Source organism: Aquirufa sp. OSTEICH-129A, assembly GCF_054558355.1.
Genome location: NZ_JBPXKC010000012.1, coordinates 1 through 600, shown reverse-complemented (window position 1 = coordinate 600; position 600 = coordinate 1). Strand labels below are relative to the sequence as shown.

Genomic DNA, 600 nt, shown 5'->3' with positions numbered 1-600 from the left:
CCGACAAGCCCGTGATCGCTCCTGTTAAGCTAGTTGTCACTGTCACATTATTGGTACTCGCATCAAAACTACTTACCGTGTTACCATAAGCATCTTGGGCCGTTAAGGTATTTGAACCAGTAAAGGCGGTTCCATTTATTTGTGGCGTCGCTAAGCTTACTGCCAATTTGCTGTAGGCAGCCGCACTGACTGTCACCGATAAACGATCTGCTCCCGCTGAGAAGATAGTTCCATCACTGGCTGATACTGTAGATACCTCCGCTTTGTACAAGACCATCGTGGCACTGGCCACACCATCGGTAAACGTTAAGCTTGTTCCTGTACCAAAGTTCGTACTTGCCACCGTTGGTACAGTCGCTGGACTGCTTGAGGTTCCTGCACCACTGAATATAATATTTTTAGCTCCAGTATAAGTGGTAGCTGTATTTCCATTAGCATCTTTTGCCGTAAGGGTTATCGTTTGATTACCTCCTGCTGTTTGTGTTCCTGTTCCCGTTACTACCAACTTAGTAGCTGTTCCTGGATTGATGGTAATACTTGCGCTAGTAGCGGCTGTTCCGCTTGCTGGAGTAAAGACAAAAGTTCCTGCTCCTGATGTTC

The 600-nt window shown here is 46.7% G+C and carries 1 pseudogene; it reads right to left on the bottom strand.

The features are described 5' to 3' along the window. A pseudogene (locus SKC36_RS12275) lies at positions 1-600 on the bottom strand (hypothetical protein); the annotation flags it as partial.